This window comes from Aliihoeflea sp. 2WW (assembly GCF_000497755.1).
Lineage (GTDB): Bacteria > Pseudomonadota > Alphaproteobacteria > Rhizobiales > Rhizobiaceae > Aliihoeflea.
The window spans coordinates 228821-244736 of the sequence record NZ_AYOD01000008.1 but is presented as its reverse complement, the minus strand read 5'-3'; the positions used below and the strand labels follow the sequence as shown (position 1 = coordinate 244736).

Annotated in this window: 23 protein-coding genes; 19 read left to right on the top strand and 4 right to left on the bottom strand. The window is 65.9% G+C overall.

The annotated features are described in order from the left end of the window. Positions 1-72 precede the first annotated feature (72 nt). The gene (locus tag ALII_RS0106170; RefSeq protein WP_024586452.1) at positions 73-912 is read right to left on the bottom strand and encodes a hypothetical protein; all 840 of its coding nucleotides are present in this window, start codon (positions 910-912) and stop codon (positions 73-75) included. Positions 913-1090: 178 nt separating this feature from the next. On the opposite strand from ALII_RS0106170, the gene ALII_RS22845 reads away from it, so the two are divergent. Beyond that, positions 1091-1249 (top strand): hypothetical protein, encoded by a 159-nt coding sequence (locus ALII_RS22845; protein ID WP_173401397.1) that lies wholly within the window; start codon positions 1091-1093, stop codon positions 1247-1249. Here the strand turns inward: ALII_RS22845 and ALII_RS0106160 are convergent, their stop codons facing one another. The 3 genes from ALII_RS0106160 to ALII_RS0106150 form a co-directional block, all read right to left on the bottom strand. After that, positions 1250-1789, bottom strand: a complete 540-nt coding sequence (locus ALII_RS0106160) for a DUF1254 domain-containing protein (protein ID WP_024586451.1) — start codon at positions 1787-1789, stop codon at positions 1250-1252. Next, on the bottom strand, positions 1782-2348 hold the full coding sequence (locus ALII_RS0106155; RefSeq protein ID WP_024586450.1) for a DUF1214 domain-containing protein: 567 nt from the start codon (positions 2346-2348) through the stop codon (positions 1782-1784). The genes ALII_RS0106160 and ALII_RS0106155 overlap by 8 nt, the downstream gene beginning before the upstream one ends. A gap of 93 nt (positions 2349-2441) precedes the next feature. Beyond that, positions 2442-4595 carry a PBP1A family penicillin-binding protein gene (locus ALII_RS0106150; protein WP_024586449.1) on the bottom strand — a complete coding sequence of 718 codons (2154 nt, stop codon included), beginning with the start codon at positions 4593-4595 and terminating at the stop codon, positions 2442-2444. Positions 4596-5275: 680 nt separating this feature from the next. Between ALII_RS0106150 and ALII_RS22310 the strand changes: the two genes are divergently transcribed. The 18 genes from ALII_RS22310 to ALII_RS0106065 all read left to right on the top strand — a co-directional run bounded on the left by ALII_RS22310 (position 5276) and on the right by ALII_RS0106065 (position 15914). Continuing rightward, positions 5276-5545 (top strand): hypothetical protein, encoded by a 270-nt coding sequence (locus ALII_RS22310; RefSeq protein WP_152529547.1) that lies wholly within the window; start codon positions 5276-5278, stop codon positions 5543-5545. A 261-nt stretch (positions 5546-5806) separates the two neighbouring features. Then, positions 5807-6274 carry a hypothetical protein gene (locus ALII_RS0106145; protein WP_024586448.1) on the top strand — a complete coding sequence of 156 codons (468 nt, stop codon included), beginning with the start codon at positions 5807-5809 and terminating at the stop codon, positions 6272-6274. After that, complete coding sequence (locus tag ALII_RS0106140; protein ID WP_244437330.1) at positions 6180-7517, top strand: terminase family protein; 1338 nt, start codon at positions 6180-6182, stop codon at positions 7515-7517. The genes ALII_RS0106145 and ALII_RS0106140 overlap by 95 nt, the downstream gene beginning before the upstream one ends. 11 nt (positions 7518-7528) lie before the next feature. Further along, the gene (locus ALII_RS0106135) at positions 7529-8713 is read left to right on the top strand and encodes a phage portal protein (RefSeq protein ID WP_024586446.1); all 1185 of its coding nucleotides are present in this window, start codon (positions 7529-7531) and stop codon (positions 8711-8713) included. A gap of 11 nt (positions 8714-8724) precedes the next feature. Next, positions 8725-9057, top strand: coding sequence for a DUF6107 family protein (locus ALII_RS0106130; protein ID WP_024586445.1), 333 nt, complete (start codon positions 8725-8727; stop codon positions 9055-9057). After that, a complete protein-coding gene (locus tag ALII_RS0106125; protein ID WP_024586444.1) occupies positions 9054-9722 on the top strand; it encodes an HK97 family phage prohead protease in 669 nt (222 codons plus the stop codon). Before ALII_RS0106130 ends, ALII_RS0106125 begins: the two co-directional genes overlap by 4 nt. Beyond that, entirely contained in the window at positions 9719-10951 is a 1233-nt protein-coding gene (locus ALII_RS0106120; RefSeq protein WP_024586443.1) for a phage major capsid protein, read from the top strand. The genes ALII_RS0106125 and ALII_RS0106120 overlap by 4 nt, the downstream gene beginning before the upstream one ends. A gap of 71 nt (positions 10952-11022) precedes the next feature. After that, positions 11023-11595, top strand: a complete 573-nt coding sequence (locus ALII_RS0106115) for a head-tail connector protein (protein WP_024586442.1) — start codon at positions 11023-11025, stop codon at positions 11593-11595. Beyond that, positions 11595-11924: a phage head closure protein gene (locus ALII_RS0106110; protein ID WP_024586441.1), complete on the top strand. Its 330-nt coding sequence runs from the start codon at positions 11595-11597 to the stop codon at positions 11922-11924. Before ALII_RS0106115 ends, ALII_RS0106110 begins: the two co-directional genes overlap by 1 nt. Next, complete coding sequence (locus ALII_RS22660; RefSeq protein ID WP_161632242.1) at positions 11921-12073, top strand: hypothetical protein; 153 nt, start codon at positions 11921-11923, stop codon at positions 12071-12073. Before ALII_RS0106110 ends, ALII_RS22660 begins: the two co-directional genes overlap by 4 nt. Then, positions 12054-12464 carry a DUF3168 domain-containing protein gene (locus tag ALII_RS0106100; RefSeq protein WP_024586440.1) on the top strand — a complete coding sequence of 137 codons (411 nt, stop codon included), beginning with the start codon at positions 12054-12056 and terminating at the stop codon, positions 12462-12464. The genes ALII_RS22660 and ALII_RS0106100 overlap by 20 nt, the downstream gene beginning before the upstream one ends. A 39-nt stretch (positions 12465-12503) precedes the next feature. After that, positions 12504-12920, top strand: coding sequence for a phage major tail protein, TP901-1 family (locus ALII_RS0106095; protein ID WP_024586439.1), 417 nt, complete (start codon positions 12504-12506; stop codon positions 12918-12920). After that, positions 12917-13249: a gene transfer agent family protein gene (locus ALII_RS0106090; protein WP_024586438.1), complete on the top strand. Its 333-nt coding sequence runs from the start codon at positions 12917-12919 to the stop codon at positions 13247-13249. Before ALII_RS0106095 ends, ALII_RS0106090 begins: the two co-directional genes overlap by 4 nt. Next, entirely contained in the window at positions 13246-13452 is a 207-nt protein-coding gene (locus ALII_RS0106085) for a phage tail assembly chaperone (RefSeq protein WP_024586437.1), read from the top strand. The genes ALII_RS0106090 and ALII_RS0106085 overlap by 4 nt, the downstream gene beginning before the upstream one ends. 12 nt (positions 13453-13464) lie before the next feature. Next, positions 13465-14028, top strand: coding sequence for a phage tail tape measure protein (locus ALII_RS0106080; protein ID WP_024586436.1), 564 nt, complete (start codon positions 13465-13467; stop codon positions 14026-14028). A gap of 4 nt (positions 14029-14032) precedes the next feature. Continuing rightward, positions 14033-14668 carry a DUF2460 domain-containing protein gene (locus ALII_RS0106075; protein WP_024586435.1) on the top strand — a complete coding sequence of 212 codons (636 nt, stop codon included), beginning with the start codon at positions 14033-14035 and terminating at the stop codon, positions 14666-14668. Then, the gene (locus ALII_RS0106070; RefSeq protein WP_024586434.1) at positions 14665-15495 is read left to right on the top strand and encodes a DUF2163 domain-containing protein; all 831 of its coding nucleotides are present in this window, start codon (positions 14665-14667) and stop codon (positions 15493-15495) included. Before ALII_RS0106075 ends, ALII_RS0106070 begins: the two co-directional genes overlap by 4 nt. Continuing rightward, on the top strand, positions 15492-15914 hold the full coding sequence (locus ALII_RS0106065) for an NlpC/P60 family protein (RefSeq protein WP_024586433.1): 423 nt from the start codon (positions 15492-15494) through the stop codon (positions 15912-15914). The genes ALII_RS0106070 and ALII_RS0106065 overlap by 4 nt, the downstream gene beginning before the upstream one ends. Positions 15915-15916 lie beyond the last annotated feature (2 nt).

Sequence of the window (15916 nt, the reverse complement as noted above, 5' to 3'; positions counted from 1 at the left end):
CTCCCTCCCCCTTGTGGGGAGGGATAAAGGGTGGGGGTCCGCTTCGCTAAGACAGTGCCGGCCTTGTCGATGCTAAGATCGATTGCCTAGTCGCGTTACCGACGCCGGCGTTGCTGCCTCGGCAAGATAATCCTCGACGAAAGCGCGGATGGTGGCGGGGGTGGCGAAGCGGTGGGGGTGGGTGGTGGAGGCGATGAGGTAGGCTTCCTCGGCGGAGAGGCCGAGGCGCTTCAAGGCTGCGGCGAGCGTCGTCATCGCGGGATCGGCGAGGAGTGTGGCGGCGGCGTGCTCGTCGACCACGAGGAGGCTTGCGAGCGTTGCGCGCAGGATGACGGGATTGCCCGAAAGGGCGGCCGCGCGCAGCTTGAGATAGGGCGTCGGTGCCTCGGTCCATCGGGCGGGCCGGGCTTCGGCGGTGGGCACCATCATTGCGCGCAATTTTTCCAGCGTGGCAGGAAGCATGGAACTGGGCGCGGGATCTGCGGCTTCGGATGCGGGATGGGACTTCAACGACGCGATCAGCTTGGCGATGCGCGGATCGAGGTCGCGGCGGCGCTCGATGGCAAGCGCGTGGCCAAGACCGTGCCGGCCGATCAGGGCGAGGAGGTCGATGTCGCGCAGCGCGGACGAGCGGACCAGAAGCGGGGCGCAGACGTCGAGCGGCTCGGCGCAGAGGCGGCGGACAAGCGCGGCTGGCGGGTTGAGGCATTCCGACAGGGCAGCCGCGACATAGCGCAGGGTTTCGCGCGAGGCGTGGGCGAGAAGCGGCGTCGCCAGATCCTCGATCTGGGCGACTTCCTGACGCGAGGGGCGCAGGATGGAGCAGAATGCGGAGACCGCCGCGCGCAGGAGACGGTCGGACTTGGTGCTCTGTGCACTGGGGGCAAACTGCCGGAACTCGACGCTGGACACTGGTTACGCCCGATCTTGCGGATACTCGAACACGCGGGAACGAAGCGTCGAACCGAACGCCTGCCACCCATCGTTCAACTTAGCGCAAATGCGTTATGTACTTATTAACCGTGGCCGCGGCATATCGGATTTGGAGGCGTTGCGTAGAGCTCCACAACCGTGACCGCGAGCAACGACCATGGCGACGATTGTCAGGCTTCGGCCGAATTCCTCGACACCTTCCTCACGTCCGGCACCGCCGGGCGGGGCGAGGATCATCATCTTCCCAGGCGTGCGCTATGAAAGACTGGCCGATGTGCCGGTACGCAAGCCGCGCGCGCGCCGCAAGAAGGCCTGATCACCGCAGGCTGCAGGCCAGCCCGGCCAGATAGCGCGAGACGGTCGGCTCGAAGGTCGGGTCCGGCATGAAGGCGCGCACCACGACGATCCCTTCCTGAACCTCCGTTTCGACGAAGACGGCCGTGCCGAAATCTTCCGACTGGCTGTTGCGCAGTTCGGTCAATTGGGCCGACGTTGCAACCAGGAAATCGAGCTCGCCATCGCTCGACGTGCGGTCGTTGATCGAAAAGATGTTCTGGCCCGTCCGGTCGTAGATCGACATCGACCAGTAGGGAACGTCGCCCTCGGCTTCCAGATGGACGATGCCCTCGGACAGATCGATGCGGCAGGCGGCAGCTTCGAAAAGCGGATCGGGAAGATGCAGCATGTTGGCACCCGACGCCGGATCGATGCGCACCACTTCATAGAACGGCGCACGCGCTTCCAGACGCGCCCAGACGTCGGCTTCGGTCACATGGGGGATCAGCAGCAGAACCAGGCCGTGAACGATGCCGGCGCCGACGAGCCCGACCAGGATGGCGCGCAAGAACCTACCCATTGCAGCGCTCCCGAACGATGCGCGGCAAGGTGATCTCGGCGAAATCCGCGGTGCCGACGGTCGGGGTGTCGTAAACGGCAAGGACGAGGCGGTAGGGGCCTTCGGTGCCGATCTGCAGCCAGTTGCCCGGCGCGAGATGGCGCGAGAGCGCGATCGAGAACGAACCGGACGCATCGCGCAGCAATGCCAGCGACTGCAGCGCACGCGGTGTCTCCGCCGTGCCCGGCTGCACGGCGTGCATCGTCCAGAAGCGCGAGGCCGGAATGCTGCCCGTCACGGCGTAGTCGCAGGCGCCGCGCAACGGCTGGCCCGTCGTGTCGCGCGCGGCGACGAACTGTGCACCTTCGGCGGCGCCGAGCGAGAGCTTGCCCTCGCGCGCGAAGCGGGCCTTGGCATAGGGATCGGCCTGCGGCGTCCCCTCGGTCGGATTGACGCTCCACTCGCCGATCGTCAGTGCGCCGAAATCTTCCACCTCCTCCATCATCAGCCAGACGCTGCCCGCGCCGCCGCCAAGGGCGATCACGAGCGCAAGCACGATGAGTAGAAGGGATTTCAGCATCAGGAACGTCGTTCAGGAGGGCCGGAATTCACGATGGCGGGCAAGTTCGCCATCCGGCACTTACACGACGCGGCAGAAAAAATCATGCGATTGTCAAAGCGCCGACAGCGTTTCGGGCGTGTCCGGCAGCCGGACGACCGGCGCCTGCCGGAAGGCGTCGGACATGTTGACGAGAAGGCGCGTGGTGCGGTTCGACAAGAGGGCGGGGCGCTCCTGCTGCTCCGCCGTCTCGGTTTGCGCTCCAGCGGCGCTCGTCGCGGCCTCGGCGACGAGCTTCTCGTCGACGAACGGATTCTCGATGCCGGGGATCGGCTTCAGTTCGACGTTCTGATGCGCGTAGGTCATCAGGCGCTGCCAGGTCATGGCGGGCAGCGAGCCGCCGGTCATGTTATTGGTGGTCGAGAAATCGTCGTTCCCCATCCAGACCGCGGCCGTGTAGTTGCCGGTGAAGCCGACATACCAGGCGTCGCGATAGGCCTGCGTCGTGCCGGTCTTGCCGGCTGAGCGGATGCCTTCGAGGGCGGCGCGCCGGGCGGTGCCCCATTCCGGAATCTGGACGAGGATCGAATTGAGCGAGGCGAGTGCCTCGGGCGACAGGGCAGGGACCGGCGGCGGCGCGTCGCGGCCGAAATCATAGACCACATCGCCCGCATGGGTGAGCATCTGCGAAATGCCGTGCCGCGTGCCGGCGACGCCGCCGGCGGCAAGCGTGTTGTAGGCGGTGGCCTGGTCCATCACGGTCAGGCTCGACGTGCCGAGGACCATCGTCTTGTGCGTGCTGATCTCGGATTCGACCCCCATCGCCATGGCGATGTCGCGGATCGGCGTGGTGGTCAGGTGATCGTGGGCGAGACGCACGGGAACGGTGTTGATCGAGCGCACCAGCGCCTCGGTCAGCGACATGCGGCCGGAAAACTTGCGTGCATAGTTCTGCGGCGACCAGCCGCCCCAATTGATCGGCGCGTCGGAAATGACCGAGTCCGGCTTGAAGCCGTGTTCCATAGCCGCCGCATAGACATAGGTCTTGAAGGACGAGCCGGTCTGGCGCAGCGCCCGCGTCGCGCGGTTGAACTGGCTGCGGCCATAATCGCGCCCGCCGACCATGGCGCGCACGGCGCCATTGTCCTCGATCAGGACGATCGCGCCTTCGGTGACGCGATATTCGGAGCCGTGCTGGCGAAGGTGGAATTCGAGCGACTCTTCCGCCGCGCGCTGCATGTCGAGATCGATCGTCGTGCGGGCGACGAGCGCGTGCGGGCCGTTCCTCGGCGCGTGCTTCTTGACCTCCTCGAAGGCCCAGTCGAGGAAATAGTCCGGGCTCTCCATATTGGCGCGGTCGACGGAGGTCGCTGGGCGCAGGCGCGCGGCGAGGACTTCGCCCTCCGACATCATGCGGCTGTCGACCAGATTGTTCAGGACGACGTTCGCACGGCCGCGCGCGGCGGGCAGGTTGATGTGGGGCGCGTAATTGCCTGGCGCCTTGAAGAGGCCCGCCAGCATCGCCGCCTCGGCGAGCGTCACGTCCTTGATGTGCTTGTCGAAATAGAAATCCGCCGCCGCCGTGATGCCGAACGTGCCGCCGCCCATATAGGCGCGGTCGAGATAGAGCTGGAGGATTTCCTTCTTCGACAGATTGGCCTCGAGCCAGAGCGCGAGGAAGGCTTCCTTGATCTTGCGCTCCATCGAGCGCTCATTGGTCAGGAACAGGTTCTTGGCGAGCTGCTGGGTGAGCGTCGAGCCGCCCTGGACGACCGAATTTGCGCGCACGTTCTGCGACATGGCGCGGGCAAGGCCGATGACGTCGATGCCGAAATGCTCGAAGAAGCGTCGGTCCTCGGTGGCCAGCACGGCCTTGATGACGTGGTCCGGCATCTCGTCGACCGGGACGGAATCGCGCTGGATGATGCCGCGCTGGCCGATCTCGTTGCCGTAGCGATCGAGGAAGGTGACGGCGTATTCGCCCTGGCTGCGCCAGTCGCGCGCGGTTTCCTCGAAGGCGGGCATGGCGAGCGCCAGCATGACGATGGAGCCGGCGGTGCCCATGGTGAAGGCCTCGCTCGACAATTCGACGATGCCGCGGCGCCAGCCGGTGACCTTGAAGCGGCGGAAGAAGATGGTGACGTTTTCCCACCGCTCACGCGCGCGAAAGCCGGCCTCGTAGAGCGAGGAATCGATCCACGCGTCGAACGCGAGCAGACGGCCAGGCCGCGACGCCTTCCTCTTGCGAGCCGAAAACGGATTCTTCATTAGCCCACTGCGCCCAATGCCCGAACGCCCCCGCTCGACCTGCAACCAGGAAGCGAAGGCAGCACAACCCTTCAGTCGACAAGTGTCCTCCAAATGCCTGCCGGCCACAAGGGATGTGTCCGACTTTGGCACGGTATCGTGAATGGAAAAACTGCAGCGTCGCTAACAGGCAACAGTGGCCGTTGGGCGGGATGGTCGAGAGAATGTCTGAACCATCGGCGAGTTGAAGAAACCTGGTCAGATCTGAGCAGAAAGCCGAGCTTCTTCGCTTCGTGTCCGACGGGAGACGTCTAGTCGAAAGACCGCAAAAACTAGCTTAATGTATTGGAGGCTACGAATCAGTATTCGTCGCCCCCATTTGTTGCGCCGAATGCTTTTGGCAAGCCGGCCAGTGCGACAAGGGACTCAATTCGTCGTCTGGCTCGCCGTCAAAAGGAGGGGAAGCATGCCCGATGAGGATAGTTACCGCGCAGGTATTTTCGCGTCAGACAATTCCCACGTAGACGCTCGCGGCGCGAACCTAAGTGGCTGGGAAACGCCCGTCATTGCAAGACGCGGAAGCACGGTTGACGTGAGCGAGGCACGTATGAGGGTTGAAACGCGACCAAAATCAAGCAAGATATACAGTATCCCGCACGGTGATATCGATTGGTCCATAAAGTGAAGTGGATTATCGGCGTATGACAAACAAAAAAGAGCATCAGCCTGCGCTTATCGCTGACGAAAATTCGATTATAAATGCAGATGGATCAGACCTGCGCGGTCATAAGACTCTGGCCAAAGCCACAAACAGTAGTCGTATTAGCCTAAAAGACGCTAAAGCCCATGCAAATTACAAAGACAATAAGAATTCCTATTGGTATCAGCGGCCGATGGGGTTAATTCTAATATCTGTAATATCAGCCTTGATTGTCGCTGCGATCACTGCCATCGCCAGTTTTTGGATCTGATTGCGGATTTATTCTTGTCATCATCGGGGCTGTGCTCCTTGACGATTTCAAGCTGAACCTCAATCACTCCGCGTTTCCGTGCCGGACCGGGGCTTCGGGTCGACTGTCCCGAGCTCGGCAGTTCATGCACGTGAATAGGAAAATAGTCCTTGACAGCGTGACGGTGGTTCTGTAGGTTTCGGGCATGGTCGCACTATTGCGGCTGGGGCGGAGCGGGTGGCTCGCCGAAGATCATCTCACACAGATGCCGAGAGGGGATAAATGCGGAGCGCTGAGGGCGTTTTCGCCGCGATGCGGCATGTCCATGAGGGCGGGGAGGCTTCGCTGGAAAACCTGGCGATGATCGCGGGGCGGTCTCTGCGGATGGTGCGGATGCGGGCCGAGGCGGAATGCTGGAAGCCGGTGGCGGCGGGCAGCGTGGCCGAGCGACGGCGGCGGATCGAAATCCAGTACGACCGGCTGATCGCGGAAATCGAGCGGCTGACGCTCGGAAGCGAAGACGGGGAGGGACTGAGTTTCGACAAGGCGCGCGTCGACACCATCATGGCGATGGTGCGGGCGCTGGAGAAAATCGGCGAAACCATGCGCTCCGACGAGGACGCAAAGGACAAGCAGATCAAAGACGATGCCGAACTTGCCGCCGCTCTCAAGCGGATCGACGACCGAATTCGCGAACTCGCCCGATATCATGCAGGAAGATTGGGCGGCGCAGAACCTGACGGCGCATGACGAGGCGCTGACGCGCGGGGAGTGGGCGCGCCACTCGAACGGCGCGCAATATACATTGAGGACGAGAAAGCCGACCTGGCTGGTGCTGGGCGGGCGTGGCGCCGGAAAGACGCGACTCGGAACCGAATGGGTGAATGCGCTGGTGCGCGGACTGCCGCCCTTCAGTTTCGGACGCAATCATGGCCGCATCGCCCTGATCGGCGAGACGCTGGGCGACGTGCGCGAGGTGATGATCGAAGGCGCTTCGGGCATCATCACGCAGGCACGTGGCAACCGGCCCCGCTATGAGGCGGGACGGCGGCGGCTGGTGTGGGATAGCGGCGCGGTCGCCCATGCGTTTTCGTCGGAAGACCCGGAAAGCCTGCGCGGGCCGCAATTCGATGCGGCCTGGTGCGACGAACTGGCGAAGTGGCGTCATCCGCAGGACTGTTTCGACATGCTGCAATTCGGATTGCGCCTCGGCGAGCGGCCGGCGCAGATCATTACGACGACGCCGCGGCCGATTTCCCTGGTGAAGACGTTGATCGCCGATCCGGACGTGACGGTGACGCGGCTGAAGACGATGGACAATCGCGACAACCTTGCGGCCGGCTTCATCGAGACGATCCGCAAGCGCTATGCAGGATCGCGGCTCGAACGACAGGAACTCGACGGCGAACTGATCGAGGATCGCGACGATGCGCTTTGGTCGCGCGCGCAGTTGGAGGCGGCGCGGATCGAGGGGCGGCCGGAGATGACGCGGATCGTGGTCGCGGTCGACCCGCCGGCAAGCTCGGGCAGCCGAGCGGATGCGTGCGGGATCGTGGTTGCGGGATTGTGCGACGACGGACGGGCGGTGGTGCTGGAGGATGCGACGGTGCAGGGGCTGAAGCCGCAGGGCTGGGCGGCACGCATCGTCGAGGCTTATCACCGGCACGAGGCAGATTGCGTCGTCGCCGAGGTCAACCAGGGCGGCGACATGGTCGGCGCGGTGCTTGTCGCCGTCGATGCGAGCCTGCCGGTGAAGGCGGTGCGCGCCTCGCGCGGCAAGTGGCTGCGCGCCGAGCCGGTGGCGGCGCTCTATCACCAGGGCAAGGTTGTGCATGCGCGCCGCTTTGCCGAGCTGGAAGACGAGATGTGCGATTTCGGGCCGCAGGGTCTGTCGAACGGACGCTCGCCCGACCGGCTCGACGCGCTCGTCTGGGCGCTGAACGAACTTCTTCTGGGGCGCGGGCAGGAACCGCGCATCCGCAAACTCACCTGAAGGAATTGCCGATGGGATGGAAATGGCCTTGGGCGCGGCGCCCGGAGGACGATGGCGCGCGGCTGGAAACCCGGTCGGCGAGCCTGTCGCCCGGCTTCGTCGCGCTGCACATGAATGGTGAGGCGGTGTGGACGCGCGGCGACTATGCGGCGCTTGCCCGCGAAGGCTTCATGCGCAATCCGGTGGTGCATCGCTCGGTGCGGATGATTTCGCAGGCGGCGGCGACCATTCCCTTCCTGCTCTACGAGGACGGCGAGGAACTGACCGAGCATCCGCTGCTCGACCTCGTCGCGCGGCCGAATGCGCGCCAGTCCGGCCCGGCCTTTCTCGAAGGGCTCTACGGACATCTGATGATGGCCGGCAATGCCTATGCGGAACTGGTCGAGACGCCGTCCGGCGCGCGCGAACTGCACCTTCTGCGGCCGGACCGGGTGACGGTTTCGGCCGACCGGGCGGGCTGGCCGGTGGCGCTGGAGGAGCGGCAGGGGGCGGCGACCCGGCGGGTGGGGCTGGGGCTGGGTGAGGGCGGCGGGGCGCACCATTTCGCGCTCTTCCATCCGCTCGACGACCATTACGGCTTTCCGCCGTTGCAGGCCGCCCTGATGGCCCTCGACGTCCACAATGCCACGGGGCGCTGGAACAAGGCCCTGCTCGACAATTCGGCACGGCCGTCGGGCGCGCTCGTCTACGCGCCGAAGGAAGGCGGGAACCTCACCGACGACCAATATGAGCGGCTGAAGGCGGAGCTGGAAGAGGGCTATACGGGCGCGGTGCGCGCCGGCCGGCCGCTGCTTCTGGAAGGCGGGCTCGACTGGAAGGCGATGGGGCTGACGCCCAAGGACATGGATTTTATCGAGGCGAAGAATGCGGCGAGCCGCGACATCGCACTCGCCTTCGGCATTCCACCGATGATTCTCGGCATTCCCGGCGACAACACCTATGCGAATTACCAGGAGGCGAACCGCGCCTTCTATCGCTTGACCGTGCTGCCGCTGGTCGAGCGCATCGCGCAGGAACTGGGCGGCTGGCTGGCGCCGCGCTTCGGGCGCCGCCTGAAGCTGCACTACGACGCCGACCGGATCGAGGGGCTGGCGGCCGAGCGCGAGGCGCTGTGGGCGCGGGTCGGTGCGGCCGAATTCCTGACCGATGCGGAAAAGCGCGAGGCGGTGGGCTACGGCCCGCGGCCGGTCGCCTGAAGGAGGGCGCGATGAACCTTGCGATGGAAACGGCCTGGCTGTGGCTGGCCAAGTTCGCCGGTGCGATCGCCGGCTCGGCGATCTCGGTCGCCTATGTCCTGCCGCGCGGACGGCGCGAGGCGGCGCTGCGCTTCACCGTCGGCGTCGTCTCCGGCCTGATCTTCGGCGGCGCGGCGGGGTTGAAGATCGCGTCCGAGCTCGATGTCGGATCGGCGCTGGGCGCCTTCGAGATCATGCTGATGGGATCGGCCGCCGCGAGCCTCAGCGCGTGGTGGGCGCTCGGCCTCGTGATGCGGCTCTTCGACCGGGCGGATGGGAAGATGGAGCGGGGCGACAAGGGATGAGCACGGTGAAACTGGAGCGCAAGCTGGTCGACGTGGCGATCGACGGCGTCGACGAGACGGGCGTGTTCGAGGGCTATGCGAGCCTGTTCGACCGGATCGACATGAGCCGCGACATCGTCGAGCGCGGGGCGTTTGCAAAGGCGCTGGCGAAAAAGGGGCCGGGCGGCATCCGGATGCTGTTCCAGCACGACCCGGCGCAGCCGATCGGCGCGTGGACGGCGATTTCGGAGGACGCGTTCGGGCTGAAGGTGCGCGGGCGGCTCTCGGCGGGTTCGGCCAGAGGGCGCGAGGTGCGCGAGCTGATCCGCGACGGGGCGCTCGACGGGCTGTCGATCGGCTTCAAGGTGGCGCGGGGGCACACCGACCCTAAGACCGGCATCCGCCATATCCGCGAGGCGGATCTGTGGGAAATCTCGGTCGTGACTTTTCCGATGCAGGACGGGGCGCGGATCGCCAAGGGCGAGAAGCTGCCGACGACACGCGAATTCGAGCGCTGGCTTACGCGGGACGCGCAGCTCACGCGCAAGGAGGCGAGGCATGTGATGGCGCATGGCTTCGCCAGTTTGAGGCGCGAGCGGGACGCCGCGCCGGATGCAGAGACAAGCCTGGCGGAGCGCATTCGCCGGGCGGCACGATCCCTCAATCAAAGGACCAATCTTCGATGAACCATTCCATCGAGACCAAGGCGGCGACCGGCGAGATCGGCGATGCCTTCGACGATTTGATGACGACGTTCGGCACGTTTCGCGAGGCGAATGACAGCCGGCTGGCGCAGATCGAAAAGCGCATGAGCGCCGACGTGATCACCACCGACAAGGTGGATCGCATCTCGGCTGCGCTCGACCGCCAGCAGCGCGCGCTCGACGAGATGAGCCTGAAGCGGGCGCGTCCGCATCTGGGCGGCGAACGCGGGGTGGGCGTCGCGCTGGAGCACAAGCACGCCTTCGACACCTATGTGCGCGCCGGCGAGCACCGCACGTTGCGCGATCTCGAACAGAAGGCGATGAGCTACGGCTCGGGCCAGGATGGCGGCTATCTCGTGCCCGACGAGATCGAGACGGCGATCGGCGCAAGGCTGCGCGAACTGTCGCCGATCCGCTCGATCGCGACGGTGCGGCAGGTGTCGGGCGCTGTCCTGAAGAAGCCCTTCGCGGTCAACGGCCCGGCCGTCGGCTGGGTCGGCGAGACGGCGGCGCGTCCGCAGACCGCCACGGCGGCGCTGCAGGAGATGCAGTTTCCGACCATGGAACTCTACGCCATGCCGGCGGCGACGGCGGCATTGCTGGAAGATTCGATCGTCGATCTCGGCGACTGGATCACCGGCGAAGTGGAAATCGCCTTCGCTGAGCAGGAAGGCGCGGCCTTCGTCAATGGCGACGGGGTGAACAAGCCGCGCGGCTTCCTCGACTATGGGTCGGTGGCGGAAGGCGACTGGGCGTGGGGCAGCCTCGGCCATGTCGCGACCGGCGTCGACGGCGCGCTGCCGGCCGAGGACGCTTCGGACGTGCTGATCGACACGGTCTACGCGCTGAAGAGCGGCTATCGCCAGAACGCCAACTGGGTGATGAACCGCAGGACGCAGGCGGCGATCCGCAAGCTGAAGGACGCCGATGGCAACTATCTGTGGCAGCCGCCGGCGACGGCGGGCGCGCGTGCCATGCTGATGGGCTTTTCGGTCGTCGAGGCCGAGGACATGCCCGATATCGGCGCGGATGCGACGCCGATCGCCTTCGGCGATTTCGGCCGCGGCTATCTCGTCGTCGACCGGGCGGGCGTGCGCGTGCTGCGCGACCCGTATTCCGCCAAGCCCTACGTGCTCTTCTACGTGACCAAGCGCGTCGGCGGCGGGGTGCAGGATTTCGACGCGATCAAGCTGCTGAAGTTCGCGGCGTAAGGCGTCGAACGAAGTATCGGCCCCGGCAAGCGATTGCCGGGGCCTTTTTGCATCCGACAACCGAGGTGGCGATGACCGCATTTCGAACGACCGGCCCCGAGGGCGAGCCGGTGACGCTGGCCGAGGCAAAGAGCCATCTGCGCGTGCAGCACGACAGCGAGGACGAATTGCTGACGGGCCTGATCAGGGCCGCGCGCGAGGAGGTCGAGGCGGCGACGGGGCTGGCGCTGATGGCGCAGACCTGGCGCAAGGTGCTCGACGCACGGCCGCGCGACCGGACCGTGCGCCTGGCGCCGCATCCCGTGCGCGAGGTTCTGTCGGTGACGGTGTTCGGCGAGGACGGTGAAGGGTCGGTGGTCGACCCGGCGGGCTATGTCGTCGACGCGGTGTCGCGGCCGGCGCGGGTCCATTTCAAGGTGCCGCTGGCGCCGACGGCGTCGCTGAACGGCATCGAGATCGATTTCGTGGCAGGCCATGGAGAGGCGGCGACCGACGTGCCCGACCTGTTGAAGCGTGCGGTGCTGGTTTTGGTGGCGCACTGGTACGAATTTCGTGGCGTGCATGGCGCGGGCGACCAGCCGGTTTCGTATCCGGCCGGCTACGAGCGGCTGATCGCGCCGTTCAAGCGCAGGAGGGTTGGTTGATGGAGTTTATCGATCCAGGGATGCTGCACACCGAACTGATCGTCGAAGACGCGATCGAGAGCGGCGACGGGGCGGGTGGCGTCGTGCGCGAGTGGGTCGAGGTGGCGACGCTGTTCGCCCATGTCGAGCCGGTGCGGGCGCGGATGCGCTACGGCGCGGACCAGCGCCAAGTCGACATCACCCACCGCATCACCATGCGCCATCGCGGCGACATTTTCCGGCGGATGCGGTTTCGCCGCGGCGAGCGCGTCTTCGCCATCGAGACCATCACCGACCCGGACGAGACGGGTCGCTATCTCGTCTGCGAAACGCGGGAGACGGGGCGATGAAGGCGGCGATACGCACGACCGGCAACGATCTCGTCAGGAGCCTGCGCAGCTTGCTGCACGGCATGGCGGACGACGTTGCGTCAGGCTATCGTGGCGAGCGGGAGCGCCGGACGGGCGAGGAGGGGGCGGATGACAAGCGCGGCACTTGAGCTTCAGCGGGGCGTCTTCGCGTCGTTGCAGGCGAATGCAGACCTGACCGCCGCCATGGGCGCGGTTCGGCTGTACGACCAGGCGCCGGCCAACGCGAAGTTCCCTTACCTGACGTTTGGACGAACCGCCGTCTACGACTGGTCGACCGATACGGAGACCGGGGCGGAACACCTCGTCACCTTACACGTCTGGTCCAAGGAGCGCGGCAAGAGCGAATGCCACATGCTCATGGAAATGGTGCGGGCAGCGCTCGACGACGCGGCGCTGGCCTTGGACGGTCATGCGCTGATCCGGCTGCACGCCGAGTATTCCGAAGTCCGCTACGAGGACGACAATGACGTCCATCACGGGCTTATCCGGTTTCGCGCGCTGACCGAAGCGGCGACCTGAATTCACTGACATCGTTGAACATTTCACCTGGAGGCCTTCATGGTTGCTCAGAAGGGCAAGGATCTGTTGCTCAAGCTCGACCCGGACGGGTCAGGCATTTTCGTCACCATTGCCGGGCTGCGCACCAAGCGGCTGGCGTTCAACTCCGAAACCGTCGACGTAACCAACGCGGACTCGGCGGGGCGCTGGCGAGAGCTTCTGGCGGGCGCCGGCGTGCAGAGGGCATCGGTCAGCGGATCGGGCATCTTCAAGGACCAGGCGTCGGATGCGCTCCTGCGCGAACGCTTCTTCGAAGGGTCGATCTCGGCCTGGCAACTGGCGATCCCGGATTTCGGCGTGATCGAAGGGCCGTTCCAGATCACCGCGCTCGAATATGCCGGCAGCCATGACGGCGAGGTGACGTTCGAGGCGGCGCTGGAATCGGCCGGCGCGCTCAGCTTCGCGGAGGCCGCATGAACGTGAACCATCGGCGCGGCGAGATCTGCGCGACGCTCGACGGCCGCAACTATCGGCTGTGCCTGACGCTGGGCGCGCTGGCGGAACTCGAAAGCGCGTTTAAGGCGAACGATCTCGGTGCGCTCGTCGAACGATTTTCGACGGGCAGGCTCTCGGCCGGCGACATGGCGAAGATCATCGGCGCGGGTCTGCGCGGCGGTGGCAATGCGGTGGCCGATGACGAGGTGCTGGCGATGCATTGCAAGGGCGGGGTGACCGGTTTCGCGGCGATCGTCTCTGATCTTCTGACCGCAACGTTCGCCGGGGAGGCGGGGCCGGCAAACCCTTGACCGCCGCAGCAGCGCCGCCGAGCTGGTTTCCGTGGGACGACGTCCTCGAAACCGGCCTCGGCCTGTTGCGGCTGAAGCCGGCCGAGCTCTGGGCGATGACGCCGCGCGAATTCGCCTGGTGCGCCGGGCTGAATCGCGCGGCCCGCCCGGCGCCGGCACGCGACGATCTCGGCGCGCTGATGGCGCGCTTTCCCGATCTTTGAAGGAGATTTGCGATGGACGAGACGTTCACCGTGTCGATCGAGGCCGACACGGCGCCTTTTGCGGCGGCGCTGTCGAACCTCGAAAAACTGTCGTCGCGCTTTGGCGACCAGCTTGGCGGGGCGCTGCGGGCGGCGACCGTCAGCGGACGCTCGCTCGACGACATCTTGCGCCGCATCGGCCTCAATCTGGCCGGCATGGCGCTGAGCCAGGGGCTGAAGCCGCTGAGCGGGCTGGCGTCGAGCGCGTTGAGTGGGCTGCTCGGCGGGATCGTGCCGTTCGCCAAGGGCGGCGTGCCGGGCTCGATCACGCCGTTCGCGCAAGGGGGCGTCGTCTCGGGGCCGACGCTCTTTCCGATGGCGCGGGGCGCCGGGCTAATGGGCGAGGCGGGCGCGGAGGCGATCCTGCCGCTGCAACGTTCCGCCGACGGGCGGCTGGGCGTGGCGGCGAGCGGCGGGGGTGCCGTCAATGTCGTCTTCAACGTGACGGCGGCCGACGCGAACTCGTTCCGCAAATCCGAAGCGCAGATCACCGGCATGCTGGCGCGGGCGGTCTCGCGCGGTACGCGAACCTTGTGAGGCGATGATGGACGCATTTCACGATGAGCGGTTTCCGACCGCGATCTCCTTCGGCGCGACCGGCGGGCCGGAACGGCGCGTCGAGATCGTCACCATGACGTCGGGCGAAGAACGGCGCAATCTGCGCCAGAGCCGCTCGCGACGGCGCTTCGACGCCGGCACCGGGCTGCGCGCGCTGGACGATCTGGGCGAGATCGTCGCCTTCTTCGAAGCGCGGCGCGGGGCGCTGCATGCCTTCCGCTTCCGCGACCCTTTCGACCACAAATCCAGTGGGTTGGGTGACGAACCCGAATCGATGGATCAGGAGATCGGGATCGGCGACAGCGAGAGCGTGACGTTTCAACTCGCCAAGAGCTATGGCAGCGGGGCCGAGGCGTATCAGCGTGAGATTACGCTTCCGGTCGCGGGATCGGTGCAGGTGGCCGTGGACGGTTTCGAGCTTGATGCAAGCGCGTTCTCCGTCGACCCGATGACGGGTGTCGTAACGCTCGATGCAGCGCCAGCGGAGGGTAGCCTGGTGACGGCCGGGTTCCTGTTCGACATCGCCGCGCGGTTCGACACCGACCGGCTGGAGATCAGCCTGTCATCGTTCAAGGCGGGGCAGATCCCGTCGATCCCGATCGTCGAGGTGTTCGCATGAGCGATCGGGCGACGACGCTGTGCTTTTGCTGGCGGGTGACGAAGACGGATGGCACGGCGCTCGGCTTTACCGATCACGATCGGGGGCTTGTTTTCGACGGCACCAGCTTCGAACCGCGATCGGGCTTCTCGCAGAGCGAGGCGCAGTCCTCGCTCGGGCTGGCAGTCGACACGGCGGAGATCGAAGGGGCGCTTTCGTCGACGCGGCTTTCGGAGGCGGAGATCGACGCGGGGCTGTTCGACGGCGCGAAGGTGGAGACGTTCCGCGTCGACTGGAACGCGCCGGACGGGGCCGAATTGGTCCGAGTATCGGCCATCGGCAAGATCATTCGGCGCGACGGGGCTTTGGTAGCCGAACTCGAAAGCCTGGTACGCAATCTCGATCGGCCGGCGGGGCGATATTTGCGGCGGAGCTGCGATGCGGAGCTTGGTGATGCAAGGTGCGGGGTCGCGATGGCGGGGTTCGGGGCTGCAGGGATTGTCGTCGCGCAAGCGGGAACGGGGATCTATGTTGTCTCGGGGCTCGACGCCTTTGCGGATGGCTGGTTCGGCGGCGGGAGACTGACAAGCGAGGGCCAGTCCTATCGCGTGACAGCGCATCGGCGGGGGACGGAGGGCGGTCTGGTGACGCTGGATGGCGGGGATGACCTTGCGCCGGGCTTCGCGTTCTCTATCACCGCGGGCTGCGACAAGGCTTTTTCGACCTGTCGAGATAAGTTCGCCAACACGTTGAATTTTCGTGGGTTTCCGCATCTTCCGGGAAACGACGTCGCCTATGGCTATGTCAGTGAGGATGGGGTGTTCGACGGCGGGGCGATCGTTCCATGAGGCGCGCGGACGTGTTGCGTGAAGCGCGGCGCTGGATCGGCACGCCCTATCGGCATCAGGGATCGCGGCTCGGCGTCGGATGCGACTGTTTAGGGCTGCTGCGTGGCATCTGGCGCGACCTCTATGATTGCGAGCCGGAAGCGATGCCGGCCTATTCGCGCGACTGGGCCGAGGCGCGGACAGGAGAGCCGCTGCTGGAGGCTGCGCGGCGACATATGGCGGAAATCGCGCCGGGCGAGGCTATGCCGGGCGACGTTCTCGCCTTTCGCTGGCGCCGGCATCTGCCGGCCAAGCACCTCGCCGTTCTCGCCGACGGCGACACGATCATCCATGCCTATGAAGGCCACGCGGTGGCGGTGTCGCCGCTCGTGCCGGCCTGGCGGTCGCGCATCGCGGCGGCGTTTCGATTTCCAGACTGACC